Origin of the sequence: Candidatus Oscillochloris fontis (assembly GCF_004138135.1) — a bacterium.
In the GTDB taxonomy this organism is placed as follows: domain Bacteria; phylum Chloroflexota; class Chloroflexia; order Chloroflexales; family Chloroflexaceae; genus Oscillochloris; species Oscillochloris fontis.
In genome coordinates this window covers 61,095-87,239 of record NZ_RYFD01000004.1, presented here as the reverse complement: position 1 = coordinate 87,239, position 26,145 = coordinate 61,095, and the positions used below count along the sequence as shown (strand labels likewise).

Below are 26,145 nucleotides of genomic sequence, written 5' to 3'. Positions count from 1 at the left end.
AAGGAGTGCAGTGATGCCACTCAACATGCGTTTCCGCTTTAGCCCCGCCAAGGATGGCCTCGTCAAGGTACTTGGCCCCCTTGAAACGGAGATTATGCAGATTCTTTGGCAAGATGATCGCAGTACCGTCAAGAAGGTGCATCGCCGACTCTCGGCACAGCGCGAGATCGCCTACACCACCGTTATGACCACCATGAGCCGCCTTGCCGAGAAGGGGGTGCTCAACCGCCACCGCGAGGGCTTGGCCTATGTCTATGCGCCAGCCATCTCGGAAGAGGATTTTGTCACCATGGTGGTACGTCAGGTACTCGACGGCCTACTCAATGATTACAGCGATACGGCGATTGAGTATATGATTGACTACCTAGCACGTAACAATCCGGCAGAACTCCAGCGGCTCCAACATGTCATCCAGAGCCGCACGAGTTAATCGTTCTCCTTATGGTCGGTTGGGGTAGAGACGCAAGATGTTGCGTCTGTGGAGACGCAAGATGTTGCGTCTGTAGAGACGCAAGATGTTGCGTCTGTGGAGACGCAAGATGTTGCGTCTGTGGAGACGCAAGATGTTGCGTCTGTGGAGACGCAAGATGTTGCGTCTCTACCTACCCGTCCCCCACACATCATAATCGGTTGCCTGGGTGATGGCGACCTCCACCCGGCTTCCGATTGGCGGTTCCCCCCACACAAAGACCTGGCCATCAATTTCGGGTGCGTCACGGAATGAACGACCGAGTGCGACGCTGCGGCCATCATCGGTGTGGCCGTGGGCCTCGATGAGTACCTGCATTGTCCGCCCCACCCAACGTTGGTTGCGTGCCCGCGAGATGCCCTGCTGCATCTGCATCAGTTCGTGCCAGCGGCGCTCGATCACGTTGGGGCGCACCTGATTGGGTAAACTGGCTGCGGGCGTGCCGGGTTCGCGGGAATAGCGGAAGGCTCCCACGCGGTCGAGTTGCATCTCTTCCAGAAAGGCCAGCAGCGCCTTGAACTCGCTGTTGGTCTCGCCCGGATAACCCACAATAAAGGTCGAACGCAACGCCATATCCGGCATTGCCGCCCGCAGTTCGTGGATCACCGCCCGCGTATGATCCGTGTCGGGTGGGCGGCGCATGCGGCGCAGCGTATCAGGATGCGCATGCTGCAAGGGCATGTCCAGGTAGGCCAACACCTGCGGGAGCTCGGCCATGACCCGGATCAGCCGCTCGCTGATGCCGTGGGGGTAGGCATACATGAGCCGCACCCATGTCTGCACCGGCACCACCTGACAGATCTCCTCTAGCAGCGTGGCCAAGCCATCCTCCAGCCCCAGATCGCGACCATAATCGGTGAGGTGCTGCGCCACCAGCACGATCTCCTGCACCTCCTGGCGCACCAGTTCTTCCACCTCGCCCAACACGGCGCGGATCGGCTTGGAGGCCATATCGCCCTTGATGCTGGGAATGGTACAGAAGGCGCAACGCAGGTTACAGCCATCCGAGATCTTGAGGTAGGCCGAAGGGGTCGGCTGGCTGCGCCGAATCGGGGTGCTGCGCCAATCCGCATAGGAGGACGCGGGGCTATCGAGCAGCGGGATCATCTGCGACGTGGGCGGTGCGACAACCTCGTTGATGCGTGTCCAGGCTTGGGTGCTTAACTGCGCATCCACCCCCGCCACCTGCGCTAAGAGGTCGCCATGGCTCTGCGCCATACACCCCGCCGCAATCAGCCGCTGGCCCGCACGCTTCTGGCGACCCAGTTCGCCCAACACCTGCACCGTCTCGTCGCGGGCTGCGGCGATGAAGCTGCACGTATTGACGATGATCACATCGGCATCGCTGGCATCAGCGGCCCGCGTGTGTCCAGCATCAGCGAGGAGACCATCCATGCCCTCGCTATCAACACTATTCTTGGGGCAGCCCAGCGTGACGATATGATACTTCATCGGAAATTAGTAAACTGGAGCGGGATCTCAATCTCGCCCTCACGTTCGCGTAGAAAGGCAATTACCGCCTGAAGATCATCGCGGCTCTTACTTGCCACCCGCAACGTATCGCCCTGGATGCGCGGCTGAATCTTGGGGAACTGATCGCGGATCTGCTTGACGATCTTCTTGGCCAGATCGCTGTTGATCCCCTTCTGCAACGTCGCCACCTGTCGCACCCGGCTGCCACTCACATCCTGGGCCGTCCCATAGCTGAAGATCTTCAGCGAGAGCTTGCGCCGCAGCACTTTGGTTTCGAGAATGTCGCGCACACTACTCAGCGACATCTCGTTATCGGTCTCGATCACCAACTCGGTCTTACTCAAGGTCAGACTCGTCTTGGTGTCCTTGAGATCGTAGCGGGTCTGAATCTCACGCTGGGCCTGATCAACCGCATTGACCAACTCTTGCTGGTCAAAGTCGGAGACAATATCAAAACTCTGTTCGCTCGCCATACCAACCTATAATGCTAAAGCTTCCAGGAAGCTAGGGTATCCTAATTCGGCGGCCACTCCCAGTTTACCGGCTGACCCGGTACCTGCCCCAACACGCCCTGCTCCATCCCATTCACCGTCACCAGCACGGCGGGTGGGTTACCCGCCCGCACCACAATTCGGCGTTGAGCCTCGAAGGTCTGGCGCTGGCCCGCGCTCATGATGCCTTCATAGATCGTCTTGCCATCGGCCTGCACCCGCACCCACGAACTGGTATCCGCACGCTGGTTGGCGATACTCACCTCGACCAAGATCGGCGCGGAGACAGTCGGCGTGACGACCACCGGAATCACCCCACCTGCCGGGCGCGGGGTGGCACTCGCTACCACCGCAAGCATGGTTGACGCGGGTGTGGTAGTCTTGTTAGTAGCAGGAACAGCCCGCTGAACCGTCGGCGAGGGTGAGGGTAACGGCGAGGGAGGCGGCACAAAGGCGGTTGCTTCGTTGGTGGTCACACTCGCAATCCCACCCGTACCAATCCGCCCAACGGCGCTCAGCGAAACATATGCCAAGCCCACCAAGGCGATGGTAACGAAGAAGACCCCAAAGAAACTGGGTAGGACGTATGTGCGGCGATGCGGCGGGGTGGTCACGGGGCGAATCTGGATCTTATCGGTCACTCCGCGCTCGCGCCGGTAGAGTTCGATCAACTCATCACCGGAGAGGCCGAGGTATTGGGCATAGTTGCGGATAAACCCGCGAATAACAACGTCCCCAGGAAGCCGCTGGTAGGCACCCTCTTCCAACGCGATCAGCGACTGCTGAAGTATGCGGGTGTCAACAGATGCCTGGGCCAATGAGAGCCCCTGGCTCTCCCGCGCCTGACGCAGCCGCGCACCTAAGTCACTCATAATACAGAACCTTATGTATGTTGGACGCTACCAAGCAACGTCCCGATTGATGAGACAAGAAACGGTGGGCAACACCATCGTGGCCCAATACTTCCCTACTTGTTGGCGTAAATTGTTTAACGTATTATACCACATGCGTATAGGGGCGAAGCATCGCCCGCCAATAGTAGTCAGTGCATGTGCAAAGTCCTTGGGGCTGTGCCCCAAACCCCAATTTTTGTTGTGTTTTGGCGGCTTTGCCGCCAAAACACAACAAAAAAGATCTTCGGGGGCAATGCGTCACCCCTACTCAATACTAGAAAGATCTCTATGATCCCCATTCATGCAGGCGGCCTCGATTGGTTGGCGATCTGGCGTCAGATGTACCTCGATGAACGAGCCCAGGGCGAATCAAAGGTTGACCCCATCTTTGCCGAACAAGCAGACTACTGGGCCAGCCAAGCCAAACGCTTTGCAACATGGCGTCACCATCAATCCGAGCCAGATGGCTTTATGCAGGCGCTGATCCCGCGCCTCTTGCCAACCGATACGGTAATGGATATTGGTGCCGGTACCGGGCGTTACCTGCCCGTTCTCTCCCCCCTAGTGCGCGAGGTGATCGCGATTGAGCCTTCGCCCTCTATGCGAGCCGAAATGGAACACATGGTGGCCGAACTGGGCTTGTCGAATGTGACGATCCGGGGCGATGAGTGGCCCATGGAGACGCCGATCAAGGCTGATGTCGTGATCTCGTCGCACGTCCTCTATAGTGTGGCTGATGTGGCCCCATTTCTGTTGGCGATGGATCAGGCTGCCCAGCGGGGCTGTTACCTCTACTTGGGCTTGCGCTCGCCAGGGGCGAGCTTGGCTCCGGTCTGGGAATACATTCACGGCCAGCCCCGCTTGGCGCTGCCGGGGGCGTTGGAAGCGCTCGCCTGCCTGCATCAACTGGGTTTGCCCGCAGCGCTCGAACTCTTACCAATCACCAATTTCTTCCGCTTCGCCTCTCCCGAAGAGGGGCTGTCCGATATTCGTATCCGCCTGCGCCTGACCCCGCAGCCCGAACGCGATGCCCGCATTATGGCGGCGATTGAGGCGCTATTTGTGCGTGATGCCGATGGTATGCTGACTCTGCGTGAGCAACTGACGCATACGGCGCTGGTGAGTTGGCAACCACGCGCCCAACGCCAGCGTCATAGTTAGTATCAGTTGGAATTGTTTACGCCAGAAGTAAAGGGGCTACCTACTCTGAATAGCACTGCTGATTGACGCAAAGGTGCCAAAACGCAATGAATGTGATTGTGGGCTATATTAAAGGCTTTGCGCCTTAGCGTCTTTACGTCAAAACCGGGATGCCAGGGTAATCCTCCATATCATCAAAGGAGATCTCGCGATGGCAACGTTCTTCCTCTTCCTACTCGGCGGCCTGCTGCTGCTCTCGCTCGTCGGATGGGGCACCTTCTGGATCTTGGTGCAGTTGGGGGTGATCGTCCAAAAGGCGGTCGAACCACCGACGACTGACACCAATAACTACTCGCTTGATCAGGGCCGCGATGTCGGCAAACGCGATCACTAACGTGGTACAATTGGGGCCGTTGTTCGGCTCGCGGTGAGGGAATCGCTTGTGACGACACTACTTATTCGGATGATCGCCGCTGCGCTGATCGCGGTTATCTTTGCGCTCCAGGCGCACAAGGCGCAGCCACGTTCTTCACGCCAACTGGCCTTCGGCGTGTCCGCTGCTGCCTTCGTCCTCTTTGCACTCACCAACGGCTTGACGATCATCTATCTTGATCCCAATCTGCTCCAGATCATCACCATGATCGGGATCGCCTTGCTGGCGGTGAGTCTGATGTTGATGGTGCGCGCCTACTCGCATGGTGAGATGGGCGATAAGCTGCGCCGTGCCCGCGAGATGATCGCGGAGGAGCGTTCTCGCACTAAGCAGCGTTAGGATGCGTCGTTGTATCTATTGAGGTGTTCATGGATCTTGTGCAGATTGGCCGTGAGGCCAAAGCCGCCGCCCGCCACTTGGCGCGCCTGAGTCGTGCCGAGAAGGATGCCGCTCTGCTCGCGCTGGCCGATACGCTCATGGCGCATCAGGCAACCATCCTCGCCGCGAATGCCGCCGATCTTGAGGCGGCGCACGCCACTGGTACGAGTGCCGCACTCCTGGATCGCATGCTGCTCACGCCCGCTCGTTTGGCCGCGATTGCCGCCGATACGCGCAGTGTGGCCGATCTGCCCGACCCGGTGGGTGAGATCTTTGATAGCACCGAGTTGCCCAATGGGCTGCGCCTGCATAAACGCCGTACCCCCATCGGGGTGATCGGGGTGATCTATGAGGCGCGCCCCAATGTGACGGTGGATATTGCCGCGCTCTGTCTGAAGGCCGGTAGCGCGGCGATCCTGCGCGGGGGGAGCGATATTCGCCACAGCGTCGCCGCCATCACCACCGCGATGAGCAGCGCCCTGGCCCAGTGTGGCCTCCCCGCTGCGGCAGTGCAGAGTCTGACCGATCCTGACCGCGAGTTGGTGCGCGGCCTGCTGCGCCTCGATCAGTATGTGGATATGATCATCCCGCGTGGTGGCGGCGGTCTGCACCGCTTCTGCCTCGAAAACTCGACCATCCCGGTCATTACGGGGGGGATCGGGGTGTGTCATATCTTTGCCGAGGCCAGCGCCGATCTGGAGCGGGCGGTGCCGCTGATCTTCAACGCCAAGGTACAGCGTCCGAGTGTCTGTAATGCGCTCGATACCCTGCTGGTGCAGCGTGAGATCGCCGCCGACCTCCTGCCCCGTGTCGCTGCGGCGCTCTGCCCGGCGGGTGTCGAGTTGCGCTGCGATGCCGAGGCACTCGCGATCCTCAGCGCTGCCCCCGGTGCCGAGGCGTGGAATCTGCGGCCCGCCACCCCCGATGACTTCGGTACCGAGTTTATGGCGCTCATCCTCGCCATCCGCGTGGTGGACAACCTCGATATGGCGCTCGATCATATCGCCGCCTATGGCACCCACAGCGATGCGATTCTTACCGCCGATGCCGCCGCTGCCGACCGCTTCGTGCGCGAGGTAGATAGCGCAGCGGTCTTTGTGAATGCCTCGACGCGCTTTAATGATGGCGGGCAGTTTGGCTTGGGGGCCGAGGTAGCCGTCAGTACCCAGAAGTTGCACGCCCGTGGGCCAATGGGTCTCAAGGAGTTGACCACCTATAAGTGGGTGGCGTTGGGTGATTATAGTGTGCGTGCCTAACTCATGACACCAAGCTACCACCTCAAACTGGCGCATCTCTATGCGGCGCAGATGAATGTCTACGGGGATCGCGGCAATGTGATCGCGCTGCGCCAGCGTTGCCACTGGCGCGGGATTGATCTCAGCGTGATCCCGATTGAACCCGGCGATCAGCCCGATTGGGCCAGTTTCGATCTGGCCTTCTTCGGCGGGGGCCAGGATAGTGGGCAAGCCCTGATCGCCCACGATCTGCTCGAACGCCAAGGGCCGGGCTTGCGCGCCGCGCTTGAGGATGGCCTAGTGCTCCTCGCCATCTGTGGCGGCTACCAACTCCTCGGTCACTACTTCCTCACCCACACCGGCGAACGCCTCCCCGGTCTGGGGGTGCTGGATGTGCATACGGTGGGCGGCAACCAACGCCTCATCGGCAATATCGTGGTCGAGGCCGATCTGCCCACGGTAGGGCCGGTGCGCCTCGTCGGCTTCGAGAACCACAGCGGGCGAACCTACCATGGGCCGGGGGTGCAGAGCATGGGCCGCGTGCTGGCGGGCCACGGCGATAACGGTGAAGATGGTCGGGGCGGAGCAATCTACCGCAACACCTTCGGCTGCTACCTACATGGCTCGCTCTTGCCCAAAAACCCGCAACTCACCGACCATCTGATCGGGCTGGCCCTGTACCGTCGCTACGGCCCCACTGCGCATCTGGCTCCGCTCGATGCGGCCCTCGAACACCATGCACAACAGACAATGATCCACCGCTTAGTCTCATGAAGAATGAGGATTTCCTATGACTTTAGCATATCAAATTCAGATCACTAATGACGCGAGTGAAGATGAGGCCGCCGCCGCTGTTGCCGTCATTGCGGCCTTGTTGTCCGCCGCAAGCCCACAGCCTGAAGAAGCCACCACCCCGCCCGTCCGCTGGCGCGATGGCTCGAAACTGGTGGCTCAGGGGCTAACACCCGCCCGCATTCCGGCCCGGTTGGGCTGGGGCAGCATCGAGCGTCTGCGCCGCGCCGGCAAGGGCGGCAGCGGCATTACCGGGATGTGACGGCTCCCAAACCCGAGGGCTTGGGCTTCAGAGACTGCCGCCCCAGTCTCGTTCTCCGAGGAGAACGTTGGTGGTGTGTGGCCTGTTGCTGCACTTGCCTGTGCTGGCTCTCAGGTTGGCCCCTTCCGCCGAACCAGTGCGCCACGTGACCATGAGCTTTTTACCCGACGATGGATTGCTCGTCGGAACGCCCAAAACTCAGTTGGAAACGTACACGAGGTACGACGCCTGAACACGAACAAGTGTACCATAAATCAGTACTTTATGCAACACATGGGCTAAAGCCGCTAAAGCGGGTGAAGCCCTTATATCCCAGCGCTAAAGCTGCTGGGCTTTACGGGCTATTTCTGTAATATGGCCTCCACACGGGGCGCATCGCGACGTGCCCCTACTGCACCACCCACGCCCGCCACTCCTGCTCCAAGACCTCCAACGGCTTGCCATAGACGCCCTGGTAATCGGCGGAGCCTGGCTCGGAGTTGCCCGTCACATAGAGCGCGTCAAAGCGTTCGCGCCCATAGACCTGCATCAGAAACTCGACAAAACTGGCCCACTGGTAGTAGAGCGTGTTCATGTCCCCAATCGGACGCCCCACATAGCTGGTGGCCAGGGGCAAGCCGCTCCCAGCAGCGATCCAAGGCCGCACAAAGGCACTGAAACGCTCTTCACCATTCAACCAATAGCTCCCCGCGCCCCAAGTGGCCAGACCCTCTAAGAGGATAAGATCGGCCTGAAGGTGGCGGCTCCCGTAGTGATCATGGGCGAGTTGGTGAACAAGCTCGTGAGCCAGAATATTGACCGCCCGCACCCGTGGCAGGGTGGCGCAGGTATAGACCTGCACCATCCGCTCGCCCGTGTAGGCAATGCCATGAATCCCGCAACTCGCTTCTACGCCCACATAGGCGTTGATGCGCCCACGTGGCCCGCTACCAAACCGGCTGCTCACATAGCTCAGCGCCTGCTCAATCTCTTGCGCGAAGGCTTGCTGTTCCGCAAGCGGGATCAAGCCGTCGGCCAGTACAACATCGAGCGACTGCACCGGGATATAGGTACCATTGAGCGTCTCATGCGTTGCCGTGGCCTCGCCGGGCATGATCGGGCGCTCCGGCGCATCCACCATCGCCACCACCGCCGAAGCCGGGGCTAAGCTAGGGCGCGGTGCGGGATGCACAAGCAGCGCCAGCGCCACCACCAGCACCCCAAGTAAGGTTGGGCCAATCGCGGCCAGCGAGATGTGGGGCAACGTCAGCTTCATGAATCAACTCGCACCTGATAAGTCGCCTTCTCAGTCGTGTGGAAGGTCGCCCCCATCACCATCAACACCGCCCGCTCATCGGGGTTGATGGTGGCCAGCGCACGCCCCGTCGCATCCACACGCAGTGGCTCCACCCGCACGTTACGATCCGCGTCGGTAATGACGAGGCGCAACTGCCAATGCTGCAACAAATCGCCATCAACCCGTACAAACCCCTCGGCCTGCCAATCACCTGCACCGGCATCCACAGCATCAGCGAAGCCCAGTTCAGGAATCGCGATGTTATCAATCAGCATCCCCGGCGCATTCAGCCCTTGATCGTTAATCTGCCAGAAGCGCAACAGGATCTCCTGCCCCGCGTAGCCACTCAGATCGATCTGCTCACTGACCCACTCGCCGCGCACACCATCCTCGATCTTCGCCCCTGGCACCCCACTCACCCCGGTGATGCCGTGGCCATAATTAGCCCCCTGCGGATCGTCGCTGGTGGTGAGGCTCCCCGGCAACGTCTCCCACGTCTGCCCACCATCGGTCGAGACCGTCACGAAGGCATAGTCGTAGTCATTTTCGATCTCATACCAGGTGTCGAAGGTCAGCGTGGCGCTAGAGAGGTTGCGCAGATCCACCGCCCGCGTCAGCGTAGCGATACTATCATCACTACGATTACTCCACCACGCATAGCCGCTGGGCATCGCAGCCGCAAGCTGCACACTGGTGGAACCCATAAACTCGACCTGAGTCGTGCCACGCGGCAGCGACAGATAATCGGCCCCAAACTGGCTGACCGTATCTTCGTGTAGATCGCGCACGCGGGTCGTATCGGCCTTCATGGGCAACAGATCGGGCAACTCGTGGCCAGTGGCGTAGGTATAGCGGCCATCGGCCACGTCGGGGGCATCAATCAGGTTTGCCACGGCCCAATCGGCAACCAGCGTGCCAAAGTCGCTGATATCGGGGCGGGTCTGAGCCGCCAGAGCCACAAACGCATCAAGATTATCACCCGCATCAGCCTGCATCAGCGGACGGATCTGTTCGGCCTGGGCATACTGGGCATACATATAGCGCGTAAAGAGGTGCGACGCACCATAGTGCTGCCCGGCTGTCTCTGGAGAACTCCCCCACCCGGTAAGTTGGGTATCGGTATTAAACAGATAGAACATCGCAAAGCCACTATTCGAGAAGCCATTCAGGTCTTCGGAGAGCTGTGAACAACCCTCATTGAACCATGTGGCCGCATTGGCATGCTGGTTCTGATGGATCATGTGTTGGAACTCGTGGGCCAACACCTCCAAATAGCGTTGATCCGTAAAATCCATCGCCGCCGCATTCATAAAGAACATCTCGCGCTCATTGCTGAAGCGATTGATCTGGGCGGGCAGCGAATCCTGCGAGGAGTAGTAACCCAGCACCGTGCCACTCGGATCATCCGCATTGAGGATCGTCAAACGTAGATCGCCATCAACCCCCGGTTGGATCTCGGAGCCAAAGACCTCACGGGTACGCGGATAGATCTCCTCTTCAAACATCTTAGCAGCATATTCGAGGTCGCCCTGATCATACTCAAGCCCCTCTTGAACATACATGAGTACCACCGGGCCAGCATAGCGCAGTTCGGCCTTAATCTGGAACTGGGCATCGGTATTGAAATCAACCACCCAGAAATCGCGCACATCACCCACAGCCACATCGAGCGGCGTGGTACGCACAACCGTCGGGCACGCATCGGGGGAAGTGCGGCAACTGCCGAGACTACGCGCCAACTCCACCTGATCGCGGCCAAAGCGGGGTGCGGCGCTCAACGTCGCCAACTCAGCGGCATCAGCGGCGAGCAGTTGCGGATCGGGCGGCTGAGTCGGCTCCAGCGGCAGCGGAGTCGCCGTCGGAATACGAGTCGCCGTCGGCGGAACGGGAGTAGCTGTTGGCGGCACCTGAGCCACATTGGGGCTACACGCCGCCAGCAGCAGGGTGAATAAGAGCAGAAGGGGTGCATGGTTCTTCATGCACCCATTGTACTTCAGGTTGGTTGTGTATGCATGGGGATGATGGCCAAGGCATGTGCAACGCCCTTGGGGCGAAGAAGCCTTGGGATGGCAAGAATGCGGCGCACTGGCTTCGACAGGCTCAGCCGGCGGCGCATTCCAGAACTTCTTCGCACGAACAAAGATCTGCGGGGGTATTGTATAGTATGCGAGAGCATAGTAATGCGAGAGCAACAACGGGGAGGATCATGCAACCAGGCGATCACCTTCTCCACTACCACATTCGTCAGTTACTCGGTGAGGGCGGGTTTGGCCAGGTCTTTCTGGCCCACGACCAGCGCTTGCTGATTGATGTGGCACTCAAGGTGATGCGCCCTGAATTGGCTGCGGATAGTGCGGTGTTGCATCGGTTTCTCATTGGCGCACGCACGGCCGCTCGGTTGCGCCATCCAAATATCCAGTTGGTCTATACCATGGCTCGTGATGAGGCTACCCAGACCAACATTCTCGTCATGGAGTACCTCTCCGGTGGCGATCTACGTGCCCGTCTGGCGCGTGGCAAGTTGTTGCCGACAGAGGCCATTCATACCTTCACCACCATCTGCCAGACGATGGACGTTGCCCATCAGCAGGGTGTCATCCATCGCGATCTCAAACCAGCCAACATCATGTTCCACGCTGATGGACGCTTGGTGATCACCGACTTTGATCTGGCCCGTATCAGAAGCGAAATCCGACATACACGTTCTGGCACGGTGCTTGGTACCACCGCCTATGCCTCACCCGAACAGTTGCGTGGTGAAGATGTCACCCCAGCCAGTGATGTCTATAGCCTCGCACTCATCCTATTTGAGTTGTTGACCGGGCAGCGCCTCTTTCGTGGCACCCCTAGTGAGATCGTCCAGAGTCATCTCTATACCCCGGTACCGCATCTTGCTGATATTGCCCCCTACCTCCCAGCACAACTCGATGCGGTCTTGCAGATGGCCTTGGACAAACAACCAACACGGCGCTTTCAGCGTGCAGCGGATCTTGTGGCTGCGGTAACAGCCATCTACGACCAGAGTGCCCTTACCGAGGCTCCCACGCCACGCCAGCCATTCGTCACCCAACAACTAGAAGCGAACCAACCCGCTCTGCTCCGGGTCTTGGCGGGGCCACAGGTAGGTCAGGTCTTTCCGCTGCATGCCTCAACCTCGATTGGTAGTTACAAGGCTCCCAACGATATTGTGCTCCAGGATAGTTTTGCCAGCCGTACCCATGCACGCATTCAATACAAAGCGGCCCAGTACCAGATCACCGACTTGGGGAGTGCCAACGGTACCCTGCTCAATCAGCAACGTCTAACTGCTCATCAGCCGGTCAATCTCGCTCCGGGTGATGAAATTCGGATTGGATATACGCTACTCCGCTTTGAAGGAATTTGAGTATATTTTCTATACAAAGTCTGATCGGCCAAACAATCGAACACTATCAGATTGTTGAGCAGTTGGGCGAAGGGGGCATGGCAACCGTGTATGGTGCCTACGATCCGCGCTTGGATCGGATGGTTGCGCTCAAGGTGATCCGTGCCGATCTGGCCAATGGGCATGAATTTCTGGCTCGTTTTGAGCGCGAAGCACGTGCATTGGCCCGCTTGAGCCACCCGCATATTGTGCGGATCTTTAGTTATGGGCAATACCAGCAGATCTCCTACCTCATCATGGAGTATCTCCCCGGTGGAACGTTGCGCCAACGCATGACCCGGATCTATGATCCCGCTGAGGCTGCCCGTCTCCTGGTTCCGATTGCCCATGCCCTCCACTATGCCCATCAACACCACATCATCCACCGTGATGTGAAACCATCCAATATCCTCTTTAATGCCGATGCCGAACCGCAACTCTCCGATTTTGGGATTGCGGCTATCGCTGAGCGCGATCCTAGCCCCGGATTGACCGGTGTTGGTATGGGTGTAGGTACCCCCGCATATATGGCCCCCGAACAATGGCATGGTCAGGCTGGTCCCGCTAGTGATCTCTATGCCCTTGGCGTGATCTTCTATGAGTTGGTGACCGCTCAAACGCCCTATCCAGCCGAGACACCCGCCGCAATTTTTTTGAAACAATCTACCGAGCCGTTGCCTAGTCCTCGCAGATACAATCCTAGTCTTTCGGCCCAGGTTGAGCAGGTGATCTCTACTGCATTAGCCAAAGATCCGGCGGATCGCTATGCTTCGTTAGCGCTCTTTGCGCATGCGTTGGAACAGATTGCAACAGCCAAACCACCACCTCAGCGCAGGTTTGCGTGGCCTATAGCCCTCGTGGGGCTTGCGCTGGTGCTCCTCTTGGTAGTCGGTGTCTGGTTGGCTCTCGCTCGAACGAACATGACAGCGGAGATTCCCATCCCTACCCCAAGCCCGGTCGTGCCGATGCAACCTACCCCAACCTCCCGCCCCACATCCCCGACACCACTGCCCACCCTAACACCACTACCACAGACCTCCACTACGGTGATTGCGGCGCTCCAACCAACACTACAGGCGCTCTTTAGCATTCCCGATGCGCGTGAGGTGATTAGTTCAGAGAATATTGATCGCCTCAATATCGTCAATAGCATCTCTACCGATCCCGATCATAATCCCCAAATCTGGCTTATGGATCTACAGTGGAGCTATGATGGGCGCTATATGGGGCTGGTGACGGGTGGCCAGATCATGATTGATGATGTTCTAGAGTATGTTGATGGTATCCAAATCTATACAGCACCTGATCTTCAGCCGGTCTGTTCGATCCCAAACAATTCGATCAATTTTGCTTTTGTCACCCACAACTGGAGTTTTTCTCATGATTCACGTCTGCTTGCAGCCGTGCGCTCTGGTCAGGTGGTTATTTGGGATGTTGTGAACTGCCAGGAATACCTAGCTCTTGATCCGATAGATGTTGCGCTCGATTTTATGCTTACCTTCTCACCGGATGATACGCTGATCGCGGCAACTTCTGGTGATCACTCGCTTTATGTTTGGGATGTAGGCACTGGTAACATCGTTTATCATTTTGCAGAACATAGCAATACCATCAGAGGTATTGCCTTCTCATCTGATGGCAAACTACTTACTTCAGCATCGGATGATGGCAGCATCCGTATTTGGGATGTGGCAACGGGTACGCGGCTACGGGTGATCAGTTCGAGTATCTCCTACCGCGATACCCCGATCCGCTTTTGGCCCGATGATCAGAGCCTTGCGGTCGGCCAGAAGATCTATGATCGCAGTACGGGCCAACTCAAGCGTACCCGAGAAGGCTGTTGTGGCCCGGTCTCACCCGATAGACGGTTGATGTTCTCGGAGGCGCAGTTCTGGGATACCGCAGCCTGGAAGTCGCTACGCTTATTGAATAGTGCCGCCGTTCGTGATGGTCAACCAAGTTTCTCTCCCGATGGAACACTCTTTGTTGCGGCGGGTAATGGTGCAGTCGAAATCTGGGCGATTGATCCAGCGAGGTAGCCTGTGGAATACCAACTTGGACAGATGTTTGGCCCCTTTCAACTCCGAACCTTGGTCGCTGAAGATGCTCATGGCGTGGTGTATCGTGCCTATGATACAGATCTCGAACGTCATGTACTGCTCCGTCTCATCCATCCCGACCAGGTTGCTGATCCGCAGGCACACGCCCGTTTTGCTGCGGAGATCCAAGATCCGCAGTTGGCGCGGGTACTCTCCTATGGTGAACACGCAGGCATCCCGTATGTGGTACTTGAAGATGCCCAAACTGAGCCACCCACAGATACCCATCCCTACCCCCACGAGCCACCCTCAACCACCCATCCCTACCCCATCCCTCCCCCGGTTCGGCGCACTCCGTTCTGGGCGTGGGGATTGCTCTTGGCGCTCACCGGCGTGGTTGTGATCCCACTCATGATCCGCTGGATGAGCGCGAGTAGCCCCCAATCTAGCCCGACTGCTGCCTTACTCTCCACGCCCGCACCCGATCTCGCCCGCCCAACTGCTACCTCCAACCCATCTGCGGATAGCTCCAATACCAATCCGGCTGGGCGTCTTCCCGCTACCCTCCCCCCGATAGATGTCCATAATGCCCCACGCCTCGATCTCTTGGACATCCTGGGCGGCCCCGGTGAAATTATTGCTTGGTCGCCTGATGGTCAACAGATCGCAATCAATGACTCGCTCCAGGTGCGAATAGTTGATCTGAATACGTTTGAAGAGATTAATCGCTTTGATGCCCCCAATGAGCATGCGTTATTCACCCCCGATTGGTCATTTATGGCTCTATCAGTTCAGGATCGTATCGAGATCTGGGAGGTTGCAAGTGGGCGCTCGGTACGGGCGTTGCGCGGCCATACCGCTCCCATTTTGGCGCTAGAGATCGATTCCACTGGCCAGATTCTGGCCAGTGCGGGGCAAGATCAGACTATTCGGTTGTGGGAGGTGGCTACTGGTAATGCATACCAGGAACTGAGCGGACATACCGCAGCAGTAACGAGCATCGCCTTTACCCCCGATGGGACACAGATTGCCTCAGCCTCCGCTGATGGCACGATCCGGTTGTGGGATGTTGCTACTGGTAGCGAACTACGCCAACTGAGCGCAATTGAGGGCCAACTTGGTGAGGTGGGGACGATAGAGCAGATGGTGATGGTGCCTGATGGTAGTTTTGTGGTGGCGGCTCAGAGTAGCGATTCTGGTGATAGCCGGTTGATTCGTTGGGATCTGCACACCGGCGAGATGTCTCTGCTTTCCCTCTTTGGGTTCCGTGAACCTAGCTGCATAGCCATGGCCCCCAATGCACAACTGTTGGTGGTGTGCCTCAACTCCACCCTCATCAGTATGCTCGACCCCCACACTGGTCAGGATAGCTCGCTCCTCGATTTTCATGCCAATGATATTCGTCAGATCAGCTTCTCGCCCGATAGCCGTATGCTGATCATGCAGATTTCCAATGGCCTACAATTCTGGGGTGTTACTCGCGCTGCTCCCCAAGCGTTTCAGCCGATTAGTGCCGAGAATGCGAATCAACTCCAACTGGTTGCGAGTATCAGCCCTGGCTTTATGCCTATCGAAGCCGATCAATCGATCCCATATCTGGCCATCGCTGGCATAAGCATCAATCCCGATGGCGATAGTCTGACGGTCGCCACAGGCGATATCTTTGATCCACGTCAGGGAGCGCTCATACGCTATGATCTGCTGCGTGGCGAAGTCACCCAAACACTCCCTACGGTTGTCCGCGCATTAACTGCCTCTGCCGATGGGCGCTGGCTTGCGGGTATGCTATGGGATGGCCAGATCACCCTTTGGGATGCGCAAAGCCTTACAATAGTACGCTCCTTCCCGCTTATCGAAGATTACTCCGTATCCCTAGCCCTCTCACCAGATGGAACGTTATTGGCGGCGCAGAGCCAAGGGACGGTACACCTCTGGGAGATCGCTTCAGAAAGCGAGATCTTCAGTCTGCAAGGCACTTGGGCAAGCGTTACCTTCTCTCCTGATAGCACCATGCTGGCGGTGGGATCTACCAACGAAGTTCGCCTGCTTGATCCCCGTAGTGGTGATGAGATACGGACCCTGCATGGGGGAGTGGGAACCACACTTACCTTTGCCCCCAACGGCCAACTCCTCGCTGGTTCAGGAATGGATAGGGACTATGAGTGGCACGTAGCCCTCTGGGATCTGACCGATACAAGCAATATGGCGATCCTGCTTGAACAGCGCCGGATCAACCTCTCCGATACGGGTCAACTTGCCTTCGCGCCGGATAGCAGCCTCCTTTTGAGTGGGAGTGCTGGCGTAATTCGTTGTTGGCGCACCGATGACTATAGCCCAATACGTGAATTTCAAGCCCACACCTATCCGATAGAAGTGGTATGGCTGGCCTTCACTCCCAACGGGGAGCACCTAATCTCCGCCGCCAACGACGGAGTGATCCATCGTTGGGGTGTGGGTATCGAATAACCAAAGGCGCTGCCAGCCAATGCTGGCAGCGCCACGAGGTAGGAGCATCAGGCTACACCATCGCCACACCCTGGCTACTCATCGCCCGCAGGCGTGCGATGCGCTCGGCGGTGGCGGGGTGGGTACGGAAGAGCCCAGCCAAACCACCCACCAGCGGGTTAATGATATAGAGGTGCGAAGTGGCGGGGCTGGCCTGCATCGGCACGCGGCCCGCCGCCCACTCCAACTTCTCCAGCGCACTCGCCAGCGGCAACGGGTTCCCCAGGATACGCGCCCCACCCGCATCAGCGAGGTACTCACGCGAGCGCGAGATCGCCATCTGGATGATCATCGCCGCAATCGGAGCCAGGATCATCATCAGGACACCACCGACCATTCGGGCGATACCCTCATCCTCACCGTCGTCCGAGCCACCCAGGCCGGCGAACATCAGGCTCCACATCGCCATATCGGCCAGCATCGAGATCGCGCCGGCAATCGTCGCCGCAATACTCGAAATGAGCGTATCGCGGTGCTTAATATGCGCCAACTCGTGGGCCACCACACCCGCCAACTCGTCGCGGGTGAGCAAACGAGCAATCCCGGTCGTCACCGCAACTGCACCCTTGGCCGGGCTGCGCCCCGTGGCGAAGGCGTTGGGCGTCTCACTCTCGATCAGATAGACCCGTGGCTTCGGAATTTCGGCCCGAAGCGACAACTCCTCCACCATCTGGTGGAGTTCGGGAGCCTCCGCCGGACTCACCTCATGGGCACCACTCATGCGCAGCGCCAAGGTATCCGAGAACCACCACGCGCCCATATTCATCGCCACGGCCATCACCAGCGCGATGATCATCCCCACCTGACCGCCAATCGCCCCACCGATCAGCATAAACAGAGCCGTCAAGCCAGCCAGAAGAATGGTTGTTTTGAAGGTATTCCAGATCTGCATTATTGTTCACCTATGCTCTACTCTATGACCACAACAGGGATGGAGTGCCCACACCATTGTGGGCGATCCACCCTGTCTTGCCCTTCTAGCCTAACATTCTAACCACGTGCGTGTTAGGGGCAGCTTCCCAAGCATGCTAGGGAATTCTTCCCGGTCAAGGCCCATCGGCAAACCTGTCAGGGCATGGGCAAAGTTCTTGGGGCTGCACCCCAAGCCCCATTTTTTGTGGTGTTTTGGCGGCTTCACCGCCAAAACACCACAAAAAAATTCTGCGGGGGCGGCGCAGTCGCCCCCGCACCCCCACCGGAGGTGACTTTGCCCATGCCCTGGCAAACCTGTGCATGCCTCTTGTCATTTGGAGCATCTCGTAGTATACTCGCGTTGCATATAAGCAACGATATTGCCCAAGACACTACCTGTTCGCCACAATTACGACACATTTCCACGCAAAACCTGAACAAAGACCGAACAACGACCCCAAACAGAGCATCTACTATAGGCACTCAAAAGATATACAGATGTGCCTATCCCCTGGAGCAGCCCATGGATGTGAAATTCCAGACCGCAGCCAAGACCGCGAACGCCAGCAAGTCGGCGATCAACTATGTACGGATGGGTATGGCCAACCCAGAGCGTGCCATTCTGATCTACTGGGGCATCTCGTTACTCTTGGGTCTGGTGGCGTTGAACCACTGGATTGGGGCTTGGAATGTTGGGGCCACCCTCGCGCAGCCCTGGTTGGTGGCCTTTCTGGTCGTCACCTTCGCCCTGAGCCAGACCCTCTATGTGCTGGTGGCGCGCCACGATGATCGCCCAGTGCTACCATTGCCGACGGTGATCTTCTCGATTGGGAATGGGATCTTCGAGACCTTCGCCTTCGCCTTTGTCTACTGGCTCGGAGCGTTGATCGGATCGAGTGTGGTTGGGCTGTTTGCACCTGGGTTTGCCAGCGTCGCCGGGTTTGGCCTGGGGTTGGTCTTCTTCATGATCTATGGTGGCCTGATCCACGGTTTGTTCTGGTTACAACTCCTGCCGCCCCACTTTGACGATTCACCGCGCTCGGTTGCCATCCGCAAGTTCCGCCCACTGGCCGAGGTGCTGCTCGTCTTTGGGTGGGGTCTCTGCCTCTGGCTCTACAACGACATCTGGACGGTGGTGCTGGTTCATACGCTGGTTGATGTGGGCCTGATGCTGCGTGTGCGCCCCATCCTCTTCCATCGCTAAAGCGCGTCATAGCTATCTCGGTCAGGGTGGTGTTCAGCCACCCTGGCTTTTTGGTGTTGACGCCTATGCTACTCTATGCTACCATTTTGAGCACAACTGCTTGCTTGAGAACAAGAACACATATTCTGTCAGATGGCTGTCATGTACGATCATAGGTAGTTGGTTCGCAACCTATGGTAAAATTTGCATGGGTTCGATACTAGTGCATTCGGTTCATACCCTCAATTGAGGGTTCAGCGAGAATATCAGGCGGCTGTGCGCATTGTACGAATGGTTCGATCTTCCCGTAATCGGTGCAATGACCCATGGAACCTCGTGGTCGTAGCGCTGTTTACGTTCTTGTTGAGTGGTTGCATGGAGGCACTCCAGAGTAACCAACCTGACACTATCCTCCCACCCTCGGCACTCCCATCCATGGCGATTGTTGTACCTAGCGAATCTGTGCCATCAGCAATGCCTGAGATCATACCTACGCAGATCAACCCAACTGTGGATGGAGTGGAGGGAGTAGCAACTGCAACCCCTGCGCCAACTGCGGAGATCGTTCTTCCATCGCCAACTGCAACGATACCGCCACCATTCATTCTGTCAACCCGTGCGCCACAAAGCAACGAAGAGCGCTGGCGTGAGCAACAGATCAATCGCATCGTGTTCGAACCAATGCGTATCTATACAACTGCAAGAAGTGAGTTGTGGTGGTACGACCCGATCAATCAACAGCATGTCCTTTTGGGTACATTCATGGGTGATTTCTCGGCGCAAGCAGCATTTACCTTGCGCGATAAAAATCTTGACGCATTGGAGGTGCCATACAACGTCAATAAAAGTTATGGCCTTACTGCCCTCTCTCCAGCACTTATTGCGCGTATTAACGCCGCCGGAGGAAGTGAGTGGATCGAAACCTATGTCGTGATAACTCCAGATCTTGTTGGGCGCTAAGTAGGCCCATTCGGTACGTATGTGCCTTACGTATGCACATTTTTGTACGCCATTATACCTAAGCCGACGCCTCGCATGGCACACGGCCCACTGACAGTTAGAGGGAAGGACACGAACGTGAGCAGCAGATACCTTGATATGGTTCGTGGGCAACGTCGCCGCAGCACCAGTGGGGGATGGCAGTTTACCGCTAAGTCGTTGTTGGCGGTGCTGGCCTTTGTAGCTATGATAGGATCGGCGGTCTATTGGTGGGGAGTGCAGAGCCAACTTACTACTAATCCAGTAGTGGCAATCGCTTTTACTGCGATTCTGGTTTTAGCACCACCGAGTCTGACGAGTTTCTTGATTCCTTGGTCGCCAGGTGGCATGTTATTACAAAAAATCAACGCAAAAACATGGGGTTACGGTGTTATTATTGCCGCATCACTCTACCTTATCTATTATTCCTTTGAAATACAATATAGTTGGTGGGCAATACAACCAGTTGTCGCAAATAGCGGCCTTGTTCTGCAACAAGTGATTATTGGGATTATAGGTTTTATTATTATTCCAGCACTGCTCTGGACCCCTGTGACAAGTGAGGAATTGGTTGAGCAAGTGCGCCAAGCCCATTTAGTGCGTAGGTATGAACTTCAAACCCAAGCCGATATTGCTATTTTACGTGCAACACTCCTGCGAGCACAAGAGAAGGCACTGATAGGTTTTGCAAATTTGACCGTGCAAGAAAAAGAGGAATTAGCTGCGGTTATGCGGGGATTAGTGAAGGGTATAGATGGAACCCTTAGAGATATTGGCGAGAGCGTCAAAACAGTCAGCGGAGCTACGGTTCCATTTAGTAGCCTTGATGATAATGATGATATTCGCGGCTATCTTGATTATATTCACGAGAGCCTCACCGAAAACGCCCTCATTCCACGGCGCGGGCAGACCACGACCCAACTCCAGTATCAAGAATCCTATGATGACGAGTCGGCGTATGATGATGTGCGTCCACGTCTACGCGGGCGCTAACTGGTTGGTGGGGAGTCTATGCGTGGTTATCGCTACAGCACTGATCGTCGCTTACCTGAGCGCGATATGCTCGATCTGGCCGATGCCCTCGCGCTTCAGTTGCACGAATCGTTAGGGGATCGGGTCTACCTGCTGCCCCGCCAAGATGTTGCGGCGTTGATTCGTGACTATGTGGATGATCTCTGTGCCGAGGATCAGCATGATCTCTCGTGGATGATCTGGCACCTCTTCCAAGATGCCCGCGAGATTGAGGAGCATAGTCATTGACCGGGCAGCGGATTGGGGTCTATGGTGGCACCTTTGACCCAGTACATATCGGCCACTTAGCGATTGCTGAGGAGGTACGCTATGCGCTGCGGCTTGATCAGGTGATCTTTGTGCCCGCCGCCCGCCAGCCACTCAAGGGGGTGGCCCCCGGTGCTTCACCTACCCAGCGCCTTGAGATGGTGCGCCTCGCATGTGCCGCTAACCCCGCCTTTGCGGTCTCGGATCTCGAACTGCGCCGCCCACCACCCTCCTATACCCGTGATACGTTGGTGGGTCTGCGCAATCACTTGCCGCCATTCAGTCATCTCACCTTGATCATGGGCGCTGATGCGGCCCGCGATTTGCCGCGCTGGCATCGGGTACACGAGATCTTGCGCCTTGCGCAACTTGCGGTTGTCGCACGCCCCGATCATCCGTGCGATCTGGCCGATCTGGAATCGCGCTTGCCGGGGGTGCGCCTGCGTACCACGCTGATTGATGGCCCACGTCTGACGGTGTCGAGTACCGATCTGCGCCTGCGCCTAGCGAGTGGCCGCCCTACCCGCTACCAGATTCCTGATGCGGTCTTGGCCTATATTGCGCACCATGGTCTTTACCTCTGAGCTTCCAAGGCTTCCCGGAATCAGGGCATGTGCAAAGTTCTTGGGGATGTACCCCAAACCCTATTTGTTGTTGTTTTTTGGCGGCACAGCCGCCAAAAAACAACAACAAAGATCTTCGGGGGCGACGCAGCCGCCCCCGCCCCCCACCGGAGGATAACCTATGTCTGATGATCTTTTGGTTCAGACCTGTACCGATTGGGGCATGAGTCTGACCCCTACCCAACTTGATCAGTTGGCGCGCTATGCGCAGCTCTTGCGCGAATGGAATGAGCGCATCAATCTGACGACGATCACGGATCTGGCTGAGATCTACCGCCGCCACTTTCTCGATTCGCTCAGCCTGGCCCGATTCTGGGGCAGTGGCCCGAATAGTCTGGTGGATATCGGCAGTGGGGCCGGGTTTCCGGGCCTCGTGCTGAAGATCTTACGCCCCGAACTGCGCTTGACGCTGATTGAGTCGGTGGGCAAGAAGGCCGAGTTTTTACGTCATGTGGCGCATGACCTCGATCTGCATGCGGTGCGGGTGCTGGATGCGCGAGCCGAGGATGTTGGACGTAACACGGCTGAGCGTGCGACCCATGATCTCGTCACGGCGCGCGCCGTAGCCGAGTTGCGGGTCTTGTTGGAGTATGCCCTGCCACTGCTGCACATCCGTGGGCGGTTGCTAGCCGCCAAGGGGCCAACGGTCTACACCGAGGTGACAGCCGCTGAACACGCCTTACGTCTGTTGGGAGGCAAGTTGGTAGGGGTGGAGCCGGTGGCACTGCCCGGCCAAGATGCGCATGTGGTGGTGATTGTGGAGAAGGTAAACCCAACTGACCCGCGCTATCCCCGCGCACCGGGGGTGCCGACCCGTAAGCCGTTGTAGTGCCAAACATCTTGTTGCGAGGATGTTCCAATGTTCATCTCTCGACATTTTCGACTGGCTGTGCTCATCGGGATTCTCACGTTTGGAATCTATATGAGTTCGGCACTGCTCTTATATCGGGTTACCTCGCCCCCCGATGCCCATTTTGATCGCTTGGCCGAATCCTTCTTGCATGGGCGATTGTTTCTGATCAATCCACCCGCTACGGTTGATTTAACATTCTATCATGGCCACTGGTATGTTCCCTTTCCACCCCTACCTGCGTTACTCCTGTTACCCTTTGTTGCTGTTTTTGGGGTTGCTGGGGTGAATACGGTCATTTTTGGGGCGGTTATGGGGGCGATCAATGTGGTGATTGCCTTTTTGTTACTGGAGGCATTGGCGCAACAATGCTGGACACAACTCTCTTTAGCTGACAATCTCTGGTTGACGTTATTGTTTGGGCTAGGTTCTGTCCATTGGTATGTATCAACCCTGGGCAGTGTCTGGTTTTTAGCTCAGATTTGTACCACAACTTTTCTGCTTGCTGCGATCTGGTTGGCAATCAGTACGCGCAAGGCGTATCTTGCCGGGCTGGCATTGGCGTTGGCGATGCTTGGCCGCCCCCATGTGGCGTTGATGCTGCCCCTGCTCATGGCGATTGAGTTGCAGCATCGGGGATGGGGGGCTTGGAGCGATTGGCGTAAGTGGTTGGGTTGGGGTATTGCGACCATCGCCCCTATGGGCTTGGCGGTGTTGTTCTTGCTGAGTTATAACTATGCCCGTTTTGATAACCCGCTCGATTTTGGCTATCTAACCCAGAATGTGAACCCATCACTTACTGCTGACCTCCAGACCTATGGTCAGTTTCATAGCTTCTATATTCCCCACAATCTTTGGGTGATGCTATTGGCGGGGCCAGTCTGGGATGCTGAACGACGGATGATCGTTCCCAGCCTAGAAGGTATGAGTATTCTCTTCACCACGCCAGCCCTGATTATGCTGGCATGGGCACGGCAACCCCGCACACTCGTAGTTGGGGCGTGGGTGGCCGTCGGATTGCTGCTCATCCCCCTGATGAGTTACTACAACACGGGTTGGTGGCAGTTCGGGTACCGTTTTAGCTTGGATCTGCTGCCGAGCGCGCTTGTCTTACTGGCGCTGGCTGCCAAGACGCGGGTGGGTTGGCCGATGCGGGTGTTGATTCTGTTGGGGGTTGTGTCTAATGCGTGGGGGACGTGGTGGTTCTTGAATCCACGTTTCTTTGAGGTGGTGGTTTTTTTGGGGTCGTAGAGACGCAAGACGCAAGACGCAAGACGCAATATCTTGCGTCCCTACGGCGGTTATGCCTACACCGGGTGTAGGCCGGGGAATTCTAGCCCCAGCGTCTCTTCAAAGCCGAGCATCAGGTTCATACACTGCACCGCGCTGCCTGCCGCACCCTTCATCAGGTTGTCAATCGCGCAGATGCTGACAATCCGCCCGCTCTCTGGGTCAAGCGCGAAGCCGAGGTCGGCGAAGTTGCTCCCGGCCAAGATCTTTGGTTCGGGGTAGCGGTAGATACCCTGGCGCTCCTTCACCAGACGCACAAAGGGTTGCTCTTTGGCGAAGCCGCGATAGGCTTGCCAGAGGTCTTTGTCGGCGATGGGGCGGACGGCAAAGGCGTGGGCGGTGGCCAACGCGCCGCGCACCAGTTCCACCGAGGTGATCGAGAGGTGCGGAGTACTCAGGCCCGTCACCTGCTCGATCTCGGCGGTGTGGCGGTGGCCCACCGGGGCGAACGAGCGTACCGCACCGGCGCGCTCCGGGTGGTGGCTGCTGTCGGTGCTGCTGGCACCACCTTCGGAGGAACCCACTTTGACCTCGATCAACACCGGTTTGCTGGTGTCAATCAGCCCGGCGCGCACCAGGGGCAGCAGGGCCAGATTACTGGCGGTGGCGTTACAGCCCACCCCGCTGGCATATTTGGCCCCACGCAGCGCCTCGCGGCTCACTTCGGGCAAACCATACACAAAGCGGCCCAGCCATTCGGGGGCGGGGTGATCCTCACCGTACCAGCGCTTGTAGGCGGCAGGATCGCTCAGGCGGAAGTCGGCGCTACAGTCAATGATGCGCTCGGCAAGGCCGGTGTAGCGCTGCATCGCCCGTGCCGCCTCGCCGTGGGGCAGGGCCAGGAAGAGCAGATCGCACGGCTCCAGTTTGTCGGGATGCACAAACTGAAGGCTGGTGCGCCCGCGCAGGTTGGGGTGTACTTGGTAGAGATAGCGCCCCGCATTGCGCCCGCTAGTGGCCTGAACGACCGTTACTTCGGGGTGCCAGAGCAGCAGGCGCAGCAACTCGCCACCTACATAGCCGGAGGCACCGACAATACTTACCCGTGTCATGGTATTCCTCGTTTTTTGGGTTGCTGGTTGACGGCTTTGCCGTCAACCAGCAACCCAAAAAGATCTTCGGGGGCGGCTGCGCCGCCCCCGAACCCCCACCCTGCGTGATCTTACCCGCGTGCGATACGCAACGTGTAGTCAATGATCCGCGCCGGAATGTCCACCCCGGTGGTATCAATGCTGTTGCGGAACTCCATCGTGTAGTTGACCTCGTTCACCAGCAGTTGGCCGTCCTCTGTTTCGAGCAAATCCACCGCCACCACACCGCCCCCAACCGCATGGGCGGCGCGCACGCTCAGATCGGCCAACTCCGGGGTGAGCGGGCAGTTCGAGGCTTGCCCGCCACGCGCCGTGTTGGTGATCCAGTGCTCGCTGGCACGGTAGATCGCCCCGATGCAGTCGTCGCCCACCACAAACGAGCGGATGTCACGACCGGGCTTCTTGATGTACTCTTGGATGTAGAAGATCGAATGCTGGTAGTTGCCCAATACATCACGATGCTCCAGAATAGCCTCGGCGGCATCACGGTCGTTGATCTTGCTGACCATGCGCCCCCAGGAACCGACCACGGGCTTGAGCACGACCGGGTAGCCCATCTGCTCAATGCCCTCCAGGGCGCTCTCCGGGGTGAAGGCGAGCAGGTTGCGCGGCGTGGGTACCCCGGCATGCACCAGCGCCTGGGTGGTCAGGAATTTGTCGCCACAGGTGCTGGCGACATGGTAGGTATTGACCGTCGGGACTCCAGCATCGTTGAAAATCTTGAGCATGTAGAGGGCGCGGCTGTGTTGAATACAGCGCTCCAACACCACATCAAACGGATACTCGCGCTGGTGCAGATCGAAGATCTCTTCACGATCATCGATTTTCACATAATCAAGGCCGCGACGTTCCAGTTCAGCAAAGATCAACTTCTCCTCGGCGCGCACGCGCGAGGCCAGAACAGCAATACGCATGTTTATGCTCCTCTAGAGGTGCCGCCGCGCCATCACGCGGCGGCAGCCGAGCCACGTTACTCGCCCCAATCCTCTTCCACCTCAGGGGCCAAGGCCAGGGTCGGCGGGGTGAGGCTGATCACCTCAAGTTCAGCGCCGCACTCAGGGCACGAGATGATCTCACTCTCCAGGGTATCGGCGGGCAGGCTGATCTCAGCAGCGCACTCAGGGCATGTCGCGATCATGGTCTATCTCCTT

26 protein-coding genes are annotated in these 26,145 nt (G+C 57.8%); 17 read left to right on the top strand and 9 right to left on the bottom strand.

The features are described from left to right. Positions 1–13 precede the first annotated feature (13 nt). Complete coding sequence (locus EKD03_RS03290) at positions 14–430, top strand: BlaI/MecI/CopY family transcriptional regulator (protein ID WP_129627411.1); 417 nt, start codon at positions 14–16, stop codon at positions 428–430. 168 nt (positions 431–598) lie between these two features. On the opposite strand, the gene rimO is transcribed toward EKD03_RS03290, so the two are convergent. The 3 genes from rimO to EKD03_RS03275 are packed head-to-tail and all read right to left on the bottom strand — an operon-like array spanning position 599 to position 3,305. After that, positions 599–1,921: a 30S ribosomal protein S12 methylthiotransferase RimO gene (gene rimO, locus EKD03_RS03285; protein WP_129627408.1), complete on the bottom strand. Its 1,323-nt coding sequence runs from the start codon at positions 1,919–1,921 to the stop codon at positions 599–601. After that, entirely contained in the window at positions 1,918–2,415 is a 498-nt protein-coding gene (locus tag EKD03_RS03280) for a YajQ family cyclic di-GMP-binding protein (RefSeq protein ID WP_129627405.1), read from the bottom strand. The genes rimO and EKD03_RS03280 overlap by 4 nt, the downstream gene beginning before the upstream one ends. Before the next feature lie 41 nt (positions 2,416–2,456). After that, positions 2,457–3,305 (bottom strand): helix-turn-helix domain-containing protein, encoded by an 849-nt coding sequence (locus EKD03_RS03275; protein ID WP_129627402.1) that lies wholly within the window; start codon positions 3,303–3,305, stop codon positions 2,457–2,459. 309 nt (positions 3,306–3,614) lie between these two features. On the opposite strand from EKD03_RS03275, the gene EKD03_RS03270 reads away from it, so the two are divergent. From EKD03_RS03270 to EKD03_RS03245, 6 genes are all read left to right on the top strand, one after another. Then, positions 3,615–4,487, top strand: coding sequence for a class I SAM-dependent methyltransferase (locus EKD03_RS03270; protein ID WP_161569169.1), 873 nt, complete (start codon positions 3,615–3,617; stop codon positions 4,485–4,487). Positions 4,488–4,677: 190 nt separating this feature from the next. Further along, entirely contained in the window at positions 4,678–4,860 is a 183-nt protein-coding gene (locus EKD03_RS03265) for a hypothetical protein (protein ID WP_129627397.1), read from the top strand. Between the two features lie 48 nt (positions 4,861–4,908). Then, entirely contained in the window at positions 4,909–5,238 is a 330-nt protein-coding gene (locus EKD03_RS03260) for a hypothetical protein (RefSeq protein WP_129627395.1), read from the top strand. A 29-nt stretch (positions 5,239–5,267) separates the two neighbouring features. Further along, positions 5,268–6,533, top strand: coding sequence for a glutamate-5-semialdehyde dehydrogenase (locus EKD03_RS03255; RefSeq protein ID WP_129627393.1), 1,266 nt, complete (start codon positions 5,268–5,270; stop codon positions 6,531–6,533). Between the two features lie 3 nt (positions 6,534–6,536). After that, positions 6,537–7,286, top strand: coding sequence for a type 1 glutamine amidotransferase (locus EKD03_RS03250; RefSeq protein WP_129627391.1), 750 nt, complete (start codon positions 6,537–6,539; stop codon positions 7,284–7,286). 16 nt (positions 7,287–7,302) lie between these two features. Then, entirely contained in the window at positions 7,303–7,566 is a 264-nt protein-coding gene (locus EKD03_RS03245) for a hypothetical protein (protein WP_238613359.1), read from the top strand. Positions 7,567–7,954: 388 nt separating this feature from the next. Here EKD03_RS03245 and EKD03_RS03240 read toward each other — a convergent pair whose 3' ends face one another. Then, entirely contained in the window at positions 7,955–8,821 is an 867-nt protein-coding gene (locus EKD03_RS03240; protein WP_129627388.1) for a hypothetical protein, read from the bottom strand. Continuing rightward, complete coding sequence (locus EKD03_RS03235; protein WP_129627386.1) at positions 8,818–10,821, bottom strand: M6 family metallopeptidase; 2,004 nt, start codon at positions 10,819–10,821, stop codon at positions 8,818–8,820. Before EKD03_RS03235 ends, EKD03_RS03240 begins: the two co-directional genes overlap by 4 nt. Before the next feature lie 227 nt (positions 10,822–11,048). On the opposite strand from EKD03_RS03235, the gene EKD03_RS03230 reads away from it, so the two are divergent. The 3 genes from EKD03_RS03230 to EKD03_RS03220 are packed head-to-tail and all read left to right on the top strand — an operon-like array spanning position 11,049 to position 16,750. Next, on the top strand, positions 11,049–12,227 hold the full coding sequence (locus EKD03_RS03230) for an FHA domain-containing serine/threonine-protein kinase (protein ID WP_161569168.1): 1,179 nt from the start codon (positions 11,049–11,051) through the stop codon (positions 12,225–12,227). After that, positions 12,224–14,284 (top strand): WD40 repeat domain-containing serine/threonine protein kinase, encoded by a 2,061-nt coding sequence (locus EKD03_RS03225; protein ID WP_153188290.1) that lies wholly within the window; start codon positions 12,224–12,226, stop codon positions 14,282–14,284. Before EKD03_RS03230 ends, EKD03_RS03225 begins: the two co-directional genes overlap by 4 nt. Positions 14,285–14,287: 3 nt before the next feature. Next, entirely contained in the window at positions 14,288–16,750 is a 2,463-nt protein-coding gene (locus EKD03_RS03220) for a WD40 repeat domain-containing serine/threonine-protein kinase (protein ID WP_129627378.1), read from the top strand. Between the two features lie 52 nt (positions 16,751–16,802). Here EKD03_RS03220 and htpX read toward each other — a convergent pair whose 3' ends face one another. Next, positions 16,803–17,681 carry a zinc metalloprotease HtpX gene (gene htpX / locus EKD03_RS03215; RefSeq protein WP_129627375.1) on the bottom strand — a complete coding sequence of 293 codons (879 nt, stop codon included), beginning with the start codon at positions 17,679–17,681 and terminating at the stop codon, positions 16,803–16,805. 543 nt (positions 17,682–18,224) lie between these two features. Here htpX and EKD03_RS03210 point away from each other — a divergent pair. The 7 genes from EKD03_RS03210 (at position 18,225) to EKD03_RS03180 (ending at position 23,864) form a co-directional block, all read left to right on the top strand. Continuing rightward, positions 18,225–18,905 (top strand): hypothetical protein, encoded by a 681-nt coding sequence (locus EKD03_RS03210; protein ID WP_129627372.1) that lies wholly within the window; start codon positions 18,225–18,227, stop codon positions 18,903–18,905. Between the two features lie 414 nt (positions 18,906–19,319). After that, entirely contained in the window at positions 19,320–19,844 is a 525-nt protein-coding gene (locus EKD03_RS03205) for a hypothetical protein (RefSeq protein ID WP_129627369.1), read from the top strand. A gap of 117 nt (positions 19,845–19,961) precedes the next feature. After that, positions 19,962–20,855, top strand: a complete 894-nt coding sequence (locus tag EKD03_RS03200) for a hypothetical protein (protein WP_238613357.1) — start codon at positions 19,962–19,964, stop codon at positions 20,853–20,855. Between the two features lie 18 nt (positions 20,856–20,873). Beyond that, complete coding sequence (locus EKD03_RS03195; RefSeq protein ID WP_129627362.1) at positions 20,874–21,122, top strand: hypothetical protein; 249 nt, start codon at positions 20,874–20,876, stop codon at positions 21,120–21,122. Further along, on the top strand, positions 21,119–21,724 hold the full coding sequence (gene nadD, locus EKD03_RS03190) for a nicotinate-nucleotide adenylyltransferase (RefSeq protein ID WP_129627359.1): 606 nt from the start codon (positions 21,119–21,121) through the stop codon (positions 21,722–21,724). Before EKD03_RS03195 ends, nadD begins: the two co-directional genes overlap by 4 nt. A 160-nt stretch (positions 21,725–21,884) precedes the next feature. After that, entirely contained in the window at positions 21,885–22,592 is a 708-nt protein-coding gene (gene rsmG, locus EKD03_RS03185) for a 16S rRNA (guanine(527)-N(7))-methyltransferase RsmG (RefSeq protein ID WP_129627356.1), read from the top strand. 30 nt (positions 22,593–22,622) lie between these two features. Continuing rightward, positions 22,623–23,864 carry a hypothetical protein gene (locus EKD03_RS03180; RefSeq protein WP_129627353.1) on the top strand — a complete coding sequence of 414 codons (1,242 nt, stop codon included), beginning with the start codon at positions 22,623–22,625 and terminating at the stop codon, positions 23,862–23,864. Positions 23,865–23,920: 56 nt separating this feature from the next. Here the strand turns inward: EKD03_RS03180 and argC are convergent, their stop codons facing one another. The 3 genes from argC to lysW all read right to left on the bottom strand — a co-directional run bounded on the left by argC (position 23,921) and on the right by lysW (position 26,132). Then, positions 23,921–24,955 (bottom strand): N-acetyl-gamma-glutamyl-phosphate reductase, encoded by a 1,035-nt coding sequence (gene argC / locus EKD03_RS03175; protein WP_129627350.1) that lies wholly within the window; start codon positions 24,953–24,955, stop codon positions 23,921–23,923. A 110-nt stretch (positions 24,956–25,065) separates the two neighbouring features. Further along, positions 25,066–25,908, bottom strand: coding sequence for a lysine biosynthesis protein LysX (lysX, locus tag EKD03_RS03170; protein WP_129627347.1), 843 nt, complete (start codon positions 25,906–25,908; stop codon positions 25,066–25,068). Positions 25,909–25,964: 56 nt separating this feature from the next. Next, positions 25,965–26,132 (bottom strand): lysine biosynthesis protein LysW, encoded by a 168-nt coding sequence (lysW, locus tag EKD03_RS03165; protein ID WP_129627344.1) that lies wholly within the window; start codon positions 26,130–26,132, stop codon positions 25,965–25,967. Between the last annotated feature and the right edge of the window lie 13 nt (positions 26,133–26,145).